At 73.8% G+C, this 15036-nt stretch carries 11 protein-coding genes and 1 pseudogene; 5 read left to right on the top strand and 7 right to left on the bottom strand.

Annotated features, from left to right (window positions below):
* Positions 1-715: 715 nt before the first annotated feature.
* Entirely contained in the window at positions 716-1414 is a 699-nt protein-coding gene (locus M3677_RS07780) for a 3'-5' exonuclease (protein WP_066658248.1), read from the bottom strand.
* Between the two features lie 364 nt (positions 1415-1778).
* Positions 1779-3491 carry a maltose alpha-D-glucosyltransferase gene (gene treS, locus M3677_RS07785; protein ID WP_251155510.1) on the bottom strand — a complete coding sequence of 571 codons (1713 nt, stop codon included), beginning with the start codon at positions 3489-3491 and terminating at the stop codon, positions 1779-1781.
* 215 nt (positions 3492-3706) lie between these two features.
* Here treS and M3677_RS07790 point away from each other — a divergent pair, with 215 nt between their 5' ends.
* Both M3677_RS07790 and M3677_RS07795 read left to right on the top strand, forming a co-directional pair.
* Positions 3707-4720, top strand: a complete 1014-nt coding sequence (locus M3677_RS07790; RefSeq protein ID WP_209682516.1) for an alpha/beta fold hydrolase — start codon at positions 3707-3709, stop codon at positions 4718-4720.
* A gap of 5 nt (positions 4721-4725) precedes the next feature.
* Positions 4726-5799 (top strand): glycosyltransferase family 1 protein, encoded by a 1074-nt coding sequence (locus M3677_RS07795; RefSeq protein ID WP_251160286.1) that lies wholly within the window; start codon positions 4726-4728, stop codon positions 5797-5799.
* Positions 5800-5845: 46 nt separating this feature from the next.
* Here M3677_RS07795 and M3677_RS07800 read toward each other — a convergent pair whose 3' ends face one another.
* From M3677_RS07800 to M3677_RS07810, 3 genes and pseudogenes are all read right to left on the bottom strand, one after another.
* Positions 5846-6571 carry a hypothetical protein gene (locus M3677_RS07800; RefSeq protein WP_066654388.1) on the bottom strand — a complete coding sequence of 242 codons (726 nt, stop codon included), beginning with the start codon at positions 6569-6571 and terminating at the stop codon, positions 5846-5848.
* A 168-nt stretch (positions 6572-6739) separates the two neighbouring features.
* The gene (locus tag M3677_RS07805) at positions 6740-7375 is read right to left on the bottom strand and encodes a histidine phosphatase family protein (RefSeq protein WP_251160202.1); all 636 of its coding nucleotides are present in this window, start codon (positions 7373-7375) and stop codon (positions 6740-6742) included.
* 167 nt (positions 7376-7542) lie between these two features.
* Positions 7543-8340: pseudogene (locus tag M3677_RS07810) on the bottom strand (Sir2 family NAD-dependent protein deacetylase); the annotation flags it as partial.
* Between the two features lie 74 nt (positions 8341-8414).
* Between M3677_RS07810 and M3677_RS07815 the strand changes: the two are divergent.
* Entirely contained in the window at positions 8415-9242 is an 828-nt protein-coding gene (locus M3677_RS07815; protein ID WP_066654382.1) for an RNA methyltransferase, read from the top strand.
* Positions 9243-9278: 36 nt separating this feature from the next.
* Here M3677_RS07815 and M3677_RS07820 read toward each other — a convergent pair whose 3' ends face one another.
* A complete protein-coding gene (locus M3677_RS07820; RefSeq protein WP_066654381.1) occupies positions 9279-10853 on the bottom strand; it encodes an AtzH-like domain-containing protein in 1575 nt (524 codons plus the stop codon).
* Complete coding sequence (locus M3677_RS07825) at positions 10850-12103, bottom strand: acetamidase/formamidase family protein (protein ID WP_081984861.1); 1254 nt, start codon at positions 12101-12103, stop codon at positions 10850-10852. Before M3677_RS07825 ends, M3677_RS07820 begins: the two co-directional genes overlap by 4 nt.
* A 140-nt stretch (positions 12104-12243) precedes the next feature.
* On the opposite strand from M3677_RS07825, the gene M3677_RS07830 reads away from it, so the two are divergent.
* A complete protein-coding gene (locus M3677_RS07830; protein WP_144411301.1) occupies positions 12244-13575 on the top strand; it encodes a D-alanyl-D-alanine carboxypeptidase family protein in 1332 nt (443 codons plus the stop codon).
* Positions 13576-13585: 10 nt separating this feature from the next.
* Positions 13586-14983 carry a serine hydrolase gene (locus M3677_RS07835; RefSeq protein WP_066654379.1) on the top strand — a complete coding sequence of 466 codons (1398 nt, stop codon included), beginning with the start codon at positions 13586-13588 and terminating at the stop codon, positions 14981-14983.
* Positions 14984-15036: the final 53 nt, after the last annotated feature.

A 15036-nucleotide genomic window follows, 5' to 3' on the forward strand; every position in this document is an offset into this window, starting at 1 on the left:
GCCACGGTGCCACGGTGCCACGGTGCCACGGTGCCACGGTGCCACGGTGCCACGGTGCCACGGTGCCACGGTGCCACGGTGCCACGGTGCCACGGTGCCACGGTGCCACGGTGCCACGGTGCCACGGTGCCACGGCGCGACGGCACGGGTAGGGCGCGGGCGCGGCGTCCAGCATGCGCGCACGGCGTCGTCGTGCTGTCGCGCCGTGGCGCGTGGTGCTCGCGCGCAACACGAAGCACGTCGCGCCAGGCGTTCACGTGGTTCGAGGTGCGTCTGGCTGTGCGCGTACTGCAGGCGCGAGCCGCGGTCACGGCCGGCAGGCGCGGTGTGGGACCGCCGGGAACGCTCGCCGGTCGAGGTGGCAGCGTCGCGCCGCCCGACGGCGCGGCAGCGCACCGTGCGACGCAGCCGCGGTGCGCGGTCCGCGGTGCGCGGTGCGCCGGTCGTGGTGCGCGGGCTGTGAGGTGCACGGGCTGCGAGGTGCGCAGGCCGTGGTGCGCGGGCCGTGGTGCGCGATGCTCGCGCACAACGGAGAGCACGTCGCACCGCGTGATTCCACGGCGCGACGTGCTCCCGGTTCTGCGGGACCGCAGCGGGTGCCGGACGCCGGCGGCCGGCGCTGGCCGGGAGCGCCGATGGCTGCACCGGTCGCAGGGCGGCCCAGCGGCGGCGCGCGGCGACAGCGGCTCAGCGCCGGCACGGCGACGCCGCGGCGCTACGAGCCGTTGCGGTGCGGCCAGCGACCGTCGGCGGTGAACGAGGGGTCGCGCTTCTTCCGCATGTAGTCCTGGAACGAGGTGGCCTGCTCGGCACACCAGCCGACCTGCTTGCGGTGCAGCTCCTCGGCGGAGACACCGAGCTCCTCTGGGTACTTCGCCGCGATGGCCTGCGCGACACGCCCGGCAGCGATCGCGTCCGCGGCGGCGTCGTGGGCGTCGGACAACGTCACGCCGTAGAGCTCGGACGCTGCCTCGAGCGTGCGCTTGCCCTTGCGGTAGGTGTCGAGCGCCTTGTCCATCACGAGCGGGTCGACGACGTTGCCGATGACAGGGGAGGCGATGCCGTGCCGTCGGGCCTCGCGGTCGAGCACCGTCAGGTCGTACGGAGCGTTGTAGATCACGAGCGGGATGCCGCGCGCGAACACGGCCTCGACCGCTGCCACGATCTCGGCGACGACCTCGCCGGCCGGGCGCCCCTCGGCCTGGGCGCGCTCGGTCGTGTAGCCGTGCACGGCGGCAGCGCCCTCGGGGATAGCGATCCCGGGATCGGCGATCCAGGCACCCTCCGCGATGGAGCGTCCGGTCATGTCGATCAGGCCGACGTGCGCCGTGACGATGCGGGCGGTCTCGACGTCGACGCCGGTGGTCTCGAGGTCGAACACGCCGAGCGCGTGCCACCAGGGACGACCGCTCAGGTCCTGCACGGCCGGGGCGGCGGGTGCGGGCGTGTCGAGCGCTGCTGGGGAGTACGTCACGGCACGAGGCTAACGGGACGGTCCGACACGCTCCACGCGACCCGCCTGGCGGGCACGCAGCGACCCGCCCGCGTCCTGGTCGACGAGCGCGGCCGGTGCGCCCCGGTCGATGCGCCGGACGCGGCGACGAGCCGGTGGTGAGCCACCCGGCGGGGGCGAGTCGAGCCTCCAGGCCGGCAGCGCCTCCCCGACGGACGGTCGCCCTCCGACGGACGGTCGCCCCCCGACGGGCGGTCGCTCTCCGACGGACGGTCGCCCTCCGACGGACGGTCGCCCCCGACCGGAGGCCGCCGGCCGGCGCTCGCTACACGCCGACCGGCGCGCCCACGTGCAGCCAGTAGAACGACTGCGTCCCCATGGTGAGGGTGACGTTGCCGTCCTCGTCGAACGCGGGGAACGACCCGCCGCCGAACAGGTCGTACAGCGGCCGTCCGGCGAACTCCGGCGCCGAGATCGTCACCGACGTCGGGTTGGTGGCGAAGGAGAACACGCAGAGGACGTCCTCGGCGGACGGGCCGAACTGCTGCCCGGACCCCTCCCACGACCGGACGAACGCGAGCACCGAGTCGTTGGTGGTGTCCTGCACGTGCAGCGAGCCCAGGCCGAAGACCGGGTGCGCCTTGCGGACGTGGATGACGTTGCGGACCCAGTGCAGCAGGGAGCGGGACTGGGCGAGCTGCGCCTCGACGTTGACCTGCGCGTAGTTGTAGACGAGCGACTGCACGACCGGCAGGTACAGCTTGCCCGGGTCGGCGGTCGAGAAGCCCGCGTTGCGGTCCGGGGTCCACTGCATCGGCGTGCGCGAGGAGTCGCGGTCCGGCAGCCAGATGTTGTCGCCCATGCCGATCTCGTCCCCGTAGTACAGGAACGGCGACCCGGGCAGCGAGAACAGCAGGGCGTGGATGAGCTCGAGCTCGGCCCGTGAGTTGTCGAGCAGGGGAGCGAGACGACGACGGATGCCGATGTTCGACCGCATGCGCGGGTCGTAGCCGTACCAGCCGTACATCGCCTGGCGGTACTCCTCGCTGACCATCTCGAGCGTGAGCTCGTCGTGGTTGCGGAGGAACACCCCCCAGGCGGCCTTCTCGGGGACGTCGAGGGTCTCGGACAGGATCGCCTTGAGCTCGGCGGCGTGCTGCGCGCGGAGCGAGTAGAAGATGCGCGGCATCACCGGGAAGTCGAACGCCATGTGGCACTCCGGCTCCTCGTCGGTGCCGAAGAACGCGGCGGTCTCACGCGGCCACTGGTTCGCCTCGGCGAGCAGGACACGCCCGGGGTACTCGTCGTCGACCATGGCCCGGAGCTTCTTGATGAACTCGTGGGTCTCCGGCTCGCCCTCGCCGTTGCCCTCCTCGGACTCGAAGAGGTAGGGGATGGCGTCGAGCCGCAGCCCGTCCACACCGAGGTCGAGCCAGTGCCGCACGACGTCGTAGACGGCCTCGACCACGGCCGGGTTCTCGAAGTTGAGGTCGGGCTGGTGCGAGAAGAACCGGTGGAAGAAGAACTGCCGGCGGACCGGGTCGAAGGTCCAGTTCGACTCCTCGGTGTCCACGAAGATGATGCGGATGTTCTCGTAGTGCTCGTCGGTGTCACGCCACACGTAGAAGTCGCCGTAGGGGCCGTCCGGGTCCTCGCGGGACTGCTGGAACCACTCGTGCTGGTCGGAGGTGTGGTTGATCACCATGTCGATGACGATGCGCATGTTCCGCTCGTGCGACTTCGTGACGAGCTCGCGGAAGTCGTCGAGCGTGCCGAACTCGGGCAGGATCGCCCGGTAGTCGGAGATGTCGTACCCGCCGTCGCGCATCGGCGACTGGAAGAACGGCGGCAGCCAGATGGCGTCGACGCCGAGCCACTGCAGGTAGTCGAGCTTGCCGATGACGCCCTGGATGTCCCCGATGCCGTCGCCGTTCGAGTCGACGAACGAGCGGATCATGCACTCGTAGAAGACCGAGCGCTTGTACCACTGCGGGTCCAGGGTCAGGCCGGGCAGCTGGATCGGGGCCGTGAAGGTCAAGCGTGCTCCTCGTCGTCGGCGGGCCGGCGGCGTGGCCCGACCACGGCCACAGTAGGCGTGTGCTCCTGCTGCTGTCCGCGGGTCGCCGTGACGACCGCGTCACGTGGCCGGACGGGAGGCGCGACACCCCTCCACAGCGTCCCTCCCGTCCGTCGTCCTCCACAGCGGGGCGCGGGGCGCACCCCGCCCGGTCGCCGCTTCGTAGACTGGCCGCGATGCAACCACCCGTGATCTCCCCGTACCAGTCGCTCGTCGCCGCGACGCCGGTCGTGCACCGGGCCGTGACCCTCGACGGCCGCACCACGCACTACTGGGAGTACGGGCCGGCCGACGCCACCGAGACGGTCCTCGCCGTGCACGGGTTCCGCGGCGACCACCACGGACTCGAGACGATCGCCGCCCACCTCCGGGGCGTCCGCGTGGTCGTCCCCGACCTGCCCGGCTTCGGGATCTCCGACCCGCTGCCGGTCTCCGACGTCGACGCCTACGTCGGGTGGCTCACCGGGTTCCACCGCGCGCTCGCCCTGGGTCCCGAGACCGTGGTGCTCGGACACTCCTTCGGGTCGATCGTCACGGCGGCCACCGTCGCGGCCGGCCTCGACACCCGGCTGCTCGTGCTGGTGAACCCGATCGCGGCACCCGCGCTGCAGGGGCCCCGGGCCGTCGGCACCGGCATCGCGATCGGCTACTACCGGGCCGGCGCGGTGCTCCCCAGGCCGCTCGGACTCGGGCTGCTCCGGAACCGCGCGATCGTGCGGGCGATGAGCCTCGCCATGCTGAAGTCACGCGACCGCGACCTGCGGCGATGGGTGCACGACCAGCACGACCGGTACTTCTCGGCGTTCGCGGACCGCACGAGCGTGCTCGAGGCGTTCCGCACCTCGGTCACGCACGACGTGTCCGAGTACGCCGACCGCATCGACGTCCCCGTGCTGCTGGTCGCCGCGGAGCACGACGACATCACGGCGCTGCCCGAGCAGCGTGCACTCGCTTCCCGACTCCGCGACGCCGAGCTCGTCGTGGTGCCCGACGTGGGACACCTCGTGCACTACGAGACGCCCGGAGCCGCCGCCGACGCGGTGCTCCGTCGCATGGCCGAGCCGACGGCCCGCCGTCGTGCCGGACGTGGGAACCCGCGCAGGACGAGGTCCACCGCACCGCAGCAGGCTCCCGACACGTCGGCGGCGTCACCGTCGGCCGGCGGCACCCCGGGGGAGTCCGCGTCGTGAGGCACCTGCGGATCGGCATCGACTGCCGGTACGTCCGGATCGGTCGGCACGACGGCATCAGCCGCTTCACCGCCGGCGTCGTCGCGCACCTGCCCGACCGGCACGACCACGTCCTGCTCGTGCACGACGAACGGCAGCTCGCGTCGCTGCCCGACGGCATCCCGTGGGAACGCATCCCGGCCCCGACGGACGCGGGGGAGCCGCTCGTGGCCCGGACGGTGAACCGGCTCGGTCTCGACGCGGTCTTCTCACCGATGCAGACCATGGGGTCCCGCGGCCGCCGCTACGCCCTCGTGCTCACGCTGCACGACCTCATCTACTACCGGAACCGCACGCCTCCGCGGGAGTTCTCGTGGCCGATCCGGCTCGGTTGGCGGCTCTTCCACCTGAGCTGGGCGCCGCAACGCCTGCTGCTGAACGGCGCGGACGGCGTCGTGACGGTGTCCGAGACCACCGCGGGGCTCATCGAGCGACACCGTCTGACGAAGCGCCCCGTCACGGTGGCGTACAACGCGGCCGACCCGGCCGTGCCCCGCGAGCCCGACGGGAGCCGTGCGCGGACGCTCGTCTACATGGGGTCGTTCATGCCGTACAAGAACGTCGAGACGCTCGCGGCCGCACTGCCCCTGCTCGGAGCCGACTGGACGCTGCACTGCATGTCGCGGGTGTCCGACGCGGACCGACGACGGCTCGAGGCCCTGGCGCCGCCCGGGGCGATCGTCTTCCACGACGGTGCCTCCGACGACGAGTACCTGGCGACCCTGCGCGGGGCGACGGCGCTGGCGACGGCCTCGTTCGACGAGGGCTTCGGCATCCCCCTGGTCGAGGCGATGGGTGTGGGGACCCCGGTGGTCGTCAGCGACGTCCCGATCTTCCGCGAGATCGGCGGGGACGCGGCCGAGTACTTCGACCCGTCGTCGCCGTCCGCGGTGGCAGCGGCGGTGCGGCGACTCGAGGACCGCTGGGACGAGGCATCGCGGGCCTCGCTCGAGCGGGCGGCCCGGTTCCGGTGGCAGGACTCGGCGGAACAGGTGACCCGGGCCGTCGAGCGCGCGGTGCAGGACCGAGAGCAGCGCTGACCGGGACCGGCGCACGAGTGGTGGGGCGCCGACAGCAGCGGTGTCGTCAGGACGGCTGACGCGAGGTCACCTCGGCGCCGGGGAAGACCCCGTGCGTCTCACGTTGTGCGACGTCCATGATCGCGGCGAGGGCCACACCGGTGCCGACCGTGGCGAGCTCGACGCGCTGCGCGTCCGGCTCGTCCGACGGTGCCCCCGGACCCCAGTCGCTGCGCACCGCGACGACCCCGCCGATCGCCGCGACCGAGCGAGCGACCTCGAGCCGCTGTCGCGTGACCTCGGCGTCCGTCGTGACCCCGACCACCAGGGTGTCGAAGCGGGCCTCCGCCGACACGACGACTCCGCTGCCGTCCGCGTCGGCCGCCGCGGCGCTCAGGGCGCGGACGAGGTCGACCTGCTGACCGGGCGACAGGTCCGGTGACGCCTCGACGACGGCGGACACCCGGTAGGCCGCGAGGGAGTCGCGCGTGGTCTCCTCGTCACGGACGGCGAGCACGCCCGGTACGTCGGCCGCCGCGGTCCGGAACCGGTCGAGCGCTGCCTGGGGTCGCGGGAACACCCCGCCGACCCCGGTCTGGATGCTGCCGACGATCGTCGACAGGACGACGGCGATGACGACGCCGACCGCGACGAAGGACAGCGTGATGACGGTGCCGCGTCGGAGTCGTTGGCCGGTGGACGGCCGGGTGACGGAGGCCGTGTCCGGGCCGAACGCCCGGTCGAGGTCGTCGGACGAGTCGACTCGGTCGTCCACCGGTCCCTGGTTCGTCACGGCCCCTCCTCGCGCACGGGTGCGAGCACCACCGGACGGTGGTCGGGCCGCCCGTGGACCGGAGCCTAGTCCGAGCGGGCCCCCGCGCTCGCGGAGCCGCAGGTAACGGTCCGGTACCGGTCCACCGTCCGGTGCCGGTCCACCGTGCGCGACGGGCCGCCGCCCGCGCTACCGGCGCTCGAGCGGGTTCTGCTCGGCGAAGGACTCATCGTCCGTCTGCTCCGAGACCTCGTCGAGCGGGTCGTCGAAGCGGACGAGCTCGGCACGGAACCGCTCGGGGTCCCAGCGGAAGGAGTGCACGGACCCGTTGCGGATCGGCGTCGTGTACCGGTCCGCCGTGCCGGGAGCCGCGGCGTTGACGACGGCCCGGATGACGGCACCGTGCGTGGCGACCACGACCGACCCCGCGTCGAAGCGGACGGCGATCTCGGCCAGCGTCTCGGTCGCCCGTGCGAGCAGCGCGGAGCGGGACTCCCGTCCGGGGACGTCGTCGTGCGGGTAGCGCTGGGCGACCTCGGTGTCGGTGAGCCCCTCGGCCTCGCCGTACGAGCGCTCCGCGAGACCCGGGTGGGTGGCTGGCTCCGGCAGCCCGAGGTGGCGGGCGATGATCGCGCCGGTCTCGAACGCGCGTGACAGCGGTGACGCGACGACCGCGTCGAACCGTCGGCGACCGAGGAGCAGCGCGGTGGCCGCGGCCTGGGAACGTCCGGTGTCGTTGAGGGGGATGTCGGTCGATCCCTGGATGCGCCGCTGCGCGTTCCAGTCGGTCTCGCCGTGCCGGACCAGGGTGAGGAGCGTCGTCACCCGTCGATCCTGCCAGAGCGCTCCGGAGCAGCCGACACCGGAGCAGCCGACTCCGCAGCAGCCGACACCGGAGCAGCCGACTCCGCAGCAGCCGACACCGCAGCGGACGACTCCGCAGCGGGCGGCGCCGGTGCAGCCGACGCCGCGGCGGACGGGACGAGCCGCGCAGCCAGTGCCTCGAGCGTCTCCGTGGTGCCGGCGTCGAGCTTCGCCACCGCGCGCCGGTCGCTGCGGGTGGCTCCCCGGTTCACGATGACGACCGGGAGCTTCCGCCGGGTGGCGTGGTCGACCAGTCGGACGCCGGAGTTCACGGTGAGCGACGAGCCCACGACGAGCAGCGCGTCGGCGTCCGCGACGATCGAGACGGCCTCGCGGAACTTCTCGGCGGGCACGAACTCGCCGAAGAACACGACGTCCGGCTTCAGCACCCCGCCGCACACCGAGCAGTCGGGCACCCGGAAGCGCTCCACGTCGGTGATCTCGACGTCGCCGTCCGGCTGCAGCTGCACCGTGCCCGGCTCGTCGATCCAGGGGTTCTCGCGATCGAGCACACCGGCGAGGTCGGCACGCGAGAACACCTGCCCGCACGTCAGGCAGACCGCGCGGTCCATCGAGCCGTGGATCTCCACGACCCGCCGGGACCCGGCGCGGAGGTGCAGGCCGTCGACGTTCTGCGTGACGACCCCGGTGACGATGCCGGCGTCCTCGAGGGCGGCGAGCGCGCGGTGACCGGTGTTCGGCCGGGCGGCGGCGAAGGTGCGCCACCCCAGGTGCGAACCGGCCCAGTAGCGCTGGCGCTTCGCCGGGTCGGAGCGGAACTCCTGGAAGGTCATCGGCTTCCGCACCACCCGGCCCGCGCCGCGGTAGTCGGGGATGCCGGAGTCGGTGCTCAGCCCGGCGCCGGAGAGCACGGCGACGCGCTTGCCCGTCAGCAGCTCCACGACGCGGTCGAGCTCGTCCGTCATCGGGTCGGTCAGCACGTCGTCCACGGTACCCTCAACAGCCGAACGCCCAGCCGCCTTCCCACGAAACGAGCCCCGTGCACCCCGTCCGCATCGACTCTCTCGACGACCCCCGACTCGACGACTTCGCCCGGCTCACCGACGTGGCGCTGCGGCGGGTCACGGAGCCCGAGGGCGGGCTGTACATCGCCGAGTCGAACACGGTCATCGAGCGCGCGGTCCGCGCCGGGCACGTCCCGCGGAGCGTCATCGTGCAGGAGAAGTGGCTCGACAGCGTGCTGCCCCTGGTGGCGGACCACGACGGCCCGGTCTTCGTCGGACCGGATGCGCTGCTCGAGGACCTCACCGGCTTCCGGATGCACCGGGGTGCCCTCGCCGCGATGCACCGACCGGAGCTGCCGTCGGTGGCCGACGTGGTCCGGGACGCGAAGGTCGTCGTGGTGCTCGAGGACGTCGTCGACCACACCAACGTCGGCGCGGTGTTCCGCAGCGTCGCCGGCCTCGGGGCGGACGCGGTCCTGGTGAGCCCGCGCTGCGCGGACCCCCTGTACCGCCGGAGCGTCCGGGTGAGCATGGGCACGGTGCTCCAGGTGCCGTGGACCCGCATCGGGGAGTGGCCGGCCGCCGGCGAGGAACTCCGCGCGCAGGGCTTCCACCTCGCCGCGATGGCGCTCACCGACCGCTCGGTCGACCTGGACGCGTTCGTCGCCGACGTCCCCGAGCGGGTCGCGCTCGTGATGGGCACGGAGGGGCAGGGCCTGACCGACGCCGCGATCGCCTCCGCCGACACGACGGTCCGCATCCCGATGGCGCACGGCGTCGACTCGCTCAACGTGGCGGCGGCGAGCGCGGTGGGGCTCTGGGCGGTCACGCACGCGCAGCGCGCTGCACGTCCGACCACCTGACCAGCTGACCGCTCGTCGACGGCCCGGCGTACCGCTTCAGGCAGCGCCGGCCGGGAGGCCCGTGCCGACCCCGTCGCGCAGCCAGCGGTCCGCCGTGGTCACCAGTGCTCGGTCGGTGCCGGTCCCGCCGGTCAGGCACAGGCCGACGGGTGCGTCGTCGACGGTGAGCGCCGGCACGCTCAGGGAGGGCACCCCGCCCACGCTCGCGAGCGCGGTCATGGTGGTCGTCGCGGTGCGGACGCGCTCGAGCTCCTCCGCGCCGGCGCCGAGCGACGGGGCCGGGCCCGGAGCGGTCGGCGTGACGAGCACCCGGTCGACCAGGGCCGCTCGGATCGCCGCCCGGACCCCCGGGAAGCGCCGGAGGGCCTCCGCGACGAGGTCCGGCGGGTTCGCGGCGGCCGCGGCGAACCGCTGCCCGACGACGGCCCCGAGGGCGCCGGGGTGGGCCGCGATCCACTTCCCGTGCGCCGCCGTCGCCTCGGCACCCTGCACGAGCCGCAGGAGCTCGCGGAGGTCGTCGAGCGCGGGGAGCCCGAGGTCGTCGAGCGTCACGACCGGCAGGTCACCGACGACGGCGTGGACGGCGTCCTGCGTCGCCGGGTCCGCGGCGGCGAGGAGCTCCGCGAGCACGACCGGCGCCCCGGACTCCGACACGGGGTGCGACCCGTGCGGCACCGAGGCGTCGAGGGCCCGGACCATGGTGTCGGCGTCCCTGGTCAGCCACCCGACGGTGTCGAACGACGGCGCGAGCGGCAGCAGTCCGGCGCGGTCGACGACGCCGTGGGTCGTCCGCAGGCCCCAGAGCCCCTGGTACGAGGCGGGGATCCGCAGCGATCCCGCGGTGTCCGTACCGAGTCCGACGTCCGCCACCCCGGAACGGACGGCCGACGCTGATCCGCTGGACGAGCCTCCCGGCACACGCGACGGGTCGGCGCCGTTCGGCGGGGTGCCGTGGTGCTCGTTGCGTCCGGTCAGCGCGTAGGCGAACTCGTCCGTCCGCGCGATGCCGCGGACCGACGCGCCGGCGTCGAGGAGGGCGGCGACCGCCGCTGCGGAGGCGGGGACGGGCACGGACTCCTGCAGGTACGTCGGGTTGCCGGCCCCGACGCGGTGGCCGGCGACGGCGTACAGGTCCTTGACCGCCACCGTGGCGCCGTCGAGACGGCCGCGGCCGGTCGGCGGCAGGAGCGGGTCGCCGACGACGCGCCACACGGTGGTGTCGAGGGGTCGGGATCGACCGGTGACGTGCGCCGCCTCGATGCGCCACCTGTCGGCCTGACGGCGCCAGAGCTGGGTCTGCAGACCCGAGCCGCCGTCGCGGAACGCGGCGACGCAGACGACGAGCGCGAGGTCCTCGGCGAGCACCCGGACCTCGGTGCGGGACAGGTGGCGCGGCGCGACTCCACCCCGCGCACCGCGGAAGGTGCTGATCGCGTCGTGCCCGACGAGCAGGCCGCGGTCGTCGCCGCGCAGGGTGTCGGCGGAGCGGACGAACGCGTCGTCGAGCGCCGCGAGGTCGTCGTCGGCGAGTGCCCGTTCGTAGGCGTCGAGGGCGTCGAGCAGGCCGGTCGGTGCCGACGGACCGCCGGTCGGCCGTGCCGCGGCCGTCACCGGACGTCCGCGAAGTCGGCCTTGCGGATGCGGGCGTGCGCCCCGGTCACCAGGTCGACCACCTGCGACACGTCGAAGTCCGTCGCCGCGCTGAGGTAGGCGTACGCGAGGTGCGGTTCCATGCCGTACCGCGCGCCCAGGATCGCGATCGCGTGCCGGACGCAGGCCCGGACGGCCTCGTCGAGGTCGGGGTCGAGTCCGGTCGGCACCAGGTGGTCCCGCGTCTCGACGAGCGGCCAGACGAGCTCCCCGAACTGCTGCGCTGCCTCGGCGGCCGGCGTGACGTCGAAGCGCACCGTCGCACGGAGGGAGGCCTCCATGGCGGTGAGCGCGACCTCGCCGTCCCCCTGCGCGAAGTGCGGGTCGCCGACGTAGGCCAGGGCACCCGGCACGAGGACCGGCAGGTGGAGCTGCGCACCGGCCTGCAGCAGGTTGACGTCGATGTTGCCGCCGTGACGTCCGGGCGGGACCGAGTGCAGCCGCTCGCCGGGGGTCGCGACGCCCATGATGCCGAGGAAGGGCGCGAGCGGGAACCGGGCGTACCGGTCCCCGCGCTCGGTGAGTGGGATGCGTCCGAGGAGCCGGTCGTCGCCGGGCCTGTCGTCGCCGGGCCCGTCGTCGCCGGGCCCGTCGTCGGCGGGCACCACGTCGGCGAAGACGCTGACGGTGCGCCCGTCGACCGGGTACTCGCCGTGCAGGGCCCCGCGGCCGTGCCGGTTCGACACCACGCCGTACGGCACGCGGGGGAGCGTCTCGAGCACGGTCATGGTCAGGACGTCGCCCGGCTCGGCACCGTCGACGGCGATCGGTCCGGTGACCACGTGCGGGCCGTCCCGCTCCGGGTCGCGGCGACCGGTCCGGGCGATCGCGACCGCGTCGGCGAGCACGTGCTCCGGCGCGACGCCGTGGCGGCCGAAGAAGGCGACGGGGTCACTGCCCTGGTCCGGCAGGAGCCCCTCGTGGCTCACGGTGTCGATCGTCAGGTCGTCACCGGGAGCGAGCGTCACGACCGGGCGGTCGTCGCCGTTCGGGAGCCGTCCCCAGAGCACCCGGTCGGCCTCGGCCGGCAGGTACCGCGACGACCGGACCGGGCCGGTGTCGGGCTGGAGCACCGTGACCGGAGCCGGAGCCGGAGCCGGAGCCGGGCCCGGTGCGGTCTTCTTGCCCTCGGCCGGGTCGGTGGCCGGGTCGGTGGACGGGGCGGTGGTGCGGCCGCCACGCGTGGCGCCCGGGGTGGTTCCGTGGTGCATGTCCAGCACGCTAGGGGCTGCCGGGCGACGCACGGATCCCGGAGCGCGATGTTTTACGTGTTCGTCACACGACGGTCGGGGGACGACCGGCGGCTCGCTGTCGGCCGGCACCCCGGGACTGCCCGGTACCCTCGGTTCCCGTGCCCCGTGTCGTCCGCAGCCCCCGCTCCGCCGTCAGGAGGCCCGTGACGATCGGCGTCGTCGCGGTGCTCCTGCTCGCCGTCGGGTACCTGGTGGCCGTCGCCGTCGTGCCGTTCGCGCCGGCGAGCGCCACCACGACGAAGTACTCCGCCCCGACCTCGACCCTGCCGGACCTGCGGTTCCCGGGCTACGGGGCGACCGCGGTCCAGGCCACCGGGTTCCCGGAGAGCCTGCGCACCAGCGGGGACACCAAGGCCCGCTCGATCGCGAGCATCACCAAGGTCGTGACGGCCCTGGTCGTGCTCGATGCGAGACCGCTCGACCGCGGGGAGTCCGGCCCGACGATCCGCTTCGACGCGCAGATGCAGGCGCTCTACGCCGAGTACCTGGCGCAGAACGGCGAGGTGGCGCCGATGCCGGACGGCCTGCGGCTGTCCGAGCACCAGACCATGCAGGTCATGCTGATGAAGTCGGCGAACAACTACGCCGGTGCACTCGCGCTCTGGGCCTTCGGGTCGATGGACGGCTACGAGCGCGCCGCCTCGGCCTGGCTGGACGAGCACGGGTTGGACGACACGACGATCCACGAGCCGACCGGCCTCGACCCCGCGAACCGCTCGACGGCGACCGACCTGGTGCGGCTCGGACAGCTCGCACTGGCTGACCCCGTCGTGAAGGAGATCGTCGGGACGGAGCAGGTGACCGTGCCCGGGGCGGGCGAGATCGAGAACTCGAACAAGCTCCTCGGGATGGACGGCATCGAGGGGATCAAGACCGGCACGCTCGACGAGGCGGGGGCCTGCCTGCTGTTCGCCGCCACGTACCAGCGCGGGGGCCGGCAGGTCACCGTCGTCGGTGTCATGCTCGGCGGCAGGGACCACCCGTCACTCGACGTCGACGTCCGCCGCCTGCTCCGCTCGGTGGCCGACAACTTCCAGACGGTCACGCTCACGCACGCCGGCCAGACCTTCGGCACCTACTCGACGCCCTGGCGGGACGACGCCGACGCCGTGGCCGCCGATGCCGCCGAGGTCCTGGTCTGGGGCGACACGACGGTCACCGCACGCACCCGGCTCGACAGCGTCACGCTCGGCGAGCGGGGCGAGCGGGTCGGCTCCGTACGGTTCTCGATCGAGCACCACGACCCCGTGACCGTGCCGCTCGAGCTCGAGCGCTCCATCGAGGACCCGGGGCTCTGGTGGCGCTGGACGAACCCGTTCCGCGGCGTCGAGACCAGTCCGTCGGCAGCCGCCGCCGGCGCAGCCCCGCGCGCGGCCTCCACGTCGCTCGACCCCGCGTCGCCACCGCAGCGCTGGGGGCTCGCCGCGTAGGCTCTCGAGCGTGACGACGACGTTCCCGCGCAGCACCCCGTCCGCCCTCGGCATCGACGCACGCGGGATCACCGCGTTCCTCGACGCCCTCGAGTCGACACCGGACGTCGAGCCGCACAGCATCGTGCTGCTGCGACACGGCCGGGTGGCCGCCGAGGGATGGTGGGCCCCCTACGCCGCGGACCGCGTCCACCTGCTCTACTCGCTCAGCAAGAGCTTCACCGCCGCTGCCGTCGGCATCGCCGTCCGTGAGGGGCTCGTCGACCTCGACGCCACGGTGCTGTCGTGCTTCCCTGAGCTCGACGCGGACGTCACCGACGAGCGCAGTCGCCGGATCCGGGTCCGACACCTGCTCGCGATGGCGTCCGGGCACCGCGAGGAGACCCTGCAGCGGGCCGAGGCCACCGACCCGGAGGACCTGGTCCGCGGGTTCCTCCTCACCCCGCCGGACGAGGAACCCGGCACGGTCTTCGCGTACAACCAGCCGTGCACGTACACGCTCGCCGCGATCGTCCGCCGGGCGAGCGGCGAGTCCCTCGTCGACTACCTGCGCCCGCGCCTGCTCGACCCGCTCGGCATCGACGACCTCTCGTGGAAGCGCGACGACACGGGCGCCGAGCTCGGGTTCAGCGGTGCGTACGCGCCGACGGCCGCCGTCGCAGCGCTCGGCCAGCTGTACCTGCAGCGGGGCGTGTGGGACGGGCAGCGCATCCTCGACGAGGACTGGGTCGACGCCGCCACGAGCACGCAGGTCGACAACCCCCACGAGGAGAACGCGGACTGGCGGCAGGGCTACGGCTTCCAGTTCTGGATGGCCCGCCACGGCTTCCGCGGCGACGGCGCGTACGGCCAGTTCTGCGTCGTGCTGCCGGAGCAGGACGTCGTGCTCGCCCTGACCGGGCAGTCGCTCGACATGCAGGCGGTGCTCGACGCGGCCTGGCAGCACCTGCTGCCGGCGATCGCGCCGCAGGACGGCGACGAGGGCGCTGCGGGCACGGCCGCCGGTGTCGACGCGGACCCCGGTCTGGAAGCACGGCTCGCCTCCCTCGGGCTGCCCCCGGTGCAGGGCGGTCGCCTGGCCGACGCCGTGGCCGGGTCCTACGAGTCCGACGGCGTGCTCGAGGGGCTCCGGTTGGAGTCCGACGCCGAGGGCTGGCGACTCACGGTCGACGTCGACGGCGGGCTGCTGTCGGTCCCGGTCGGTCAGGGCGCGTGGTCGGTCGAGGGGCCGCTCGCCACGAGCGGTGCGACCGGACCCGACGGCACCGTCGAGGTCGTCGTCCGCTTCGTCGAGACCCCGCACGCCGCCCGGCTCCGGCTCGACCCGACCGCGGGGACGGCGACGGGGGAGTGGACCACGCAGCCGCTGCACGACGGGCCGCTCACGCTGCGCCGCCCGGTCGACTGACCGATCGCGCCCCCTGGCGGACACCGCGCCGCGCACACGGGGGTGCGGCCTCC

Origin of the sequence: Curtobacterium sp. P97, from assembly GCF_023712445.1 — a bacterium.
Lineage (GTDB): Bacteria > Actinomycetota > Actinomycetes > Actinomycetales > Microbacteriaceae > Curtobacterium.

Coding starts and splice junctions, on each gene's coding strand:
- M3677_RS07790 (WP_209682516.1), top strand. CDS start 3,707: ATGCAACCACCCGTGATCTCCCCGTACCAGTCGCTCGTCGCCGCGACG.
- M3677_RS07825 (WP_081984861.1), bottom strand. CDS start 12,103: ATGCACCACGGAACCACCCCGGGCGCCACGCGTGGCGGCCGCACCACC.